Origin of the sequence: Chryseobacterium contaminans (genome assembly GCF_001684955.1) — a bacterium.
GTDB lineage: Bacteria > Bacteroidota > Bacteroidia > Flavobacteriales > Weeksellaceae > Chryseobacterium > Chryseobacterium contaminans.
On record NZ_MAYF01000263.1, the window covers coordinates 1 to 455 of the forward strand.

The 455-nt window shown below is 31.2% G+C and carries 1 pseudogene; it reads left to right on the plus strand.

The features are described from left to right. Nucleotides 1–229: 229 nt before the first annotated feature. Nucleotides 230–455, plus strand: a pseudogene (locus tag BBH99_RS13245) (alpha/beta hydrolase); the annotation flags it as partial.

The window sequence follows — 455 nt, forward strand, 5'->3', positions numbered from 1 at the left end:
GAAAGGAAAATTCAAAAAAGAATTCAGTTCAAGATGCTGCAGAAAGGATAATATCTGCGAAGCATAAAAAGTAAAATACTAAATTGAAATTGTTTAATTCCGGCTCGGGGAAGCTTCGCTTCCCGAGCCGGAATTTTTTTATATTCCAATAAAGAAGGCAAGCTTTGGATTCATAAAAAAATATAATTTTAAATACTAAATTTGTTTTCTCTTTAAAATATGCACTATAATGACTTCAAAGAATATTTTTATTATCCTGCTTGCCATGTTTTCTATCATTGTGTATGGACAGAAACCTGGAGTAAAGCAGAAAAAATATATATTTTTCCTGCATAATAAATTTATGGAAGAGCACAGGCTTGATGAAGCGCATCCCAAATATGGTATTGTAGAGTATGAAAAAGTACTTCATCAGTTGAAGGACAGCAGTAATATTGTTCTTTTTGAAAAGAGGA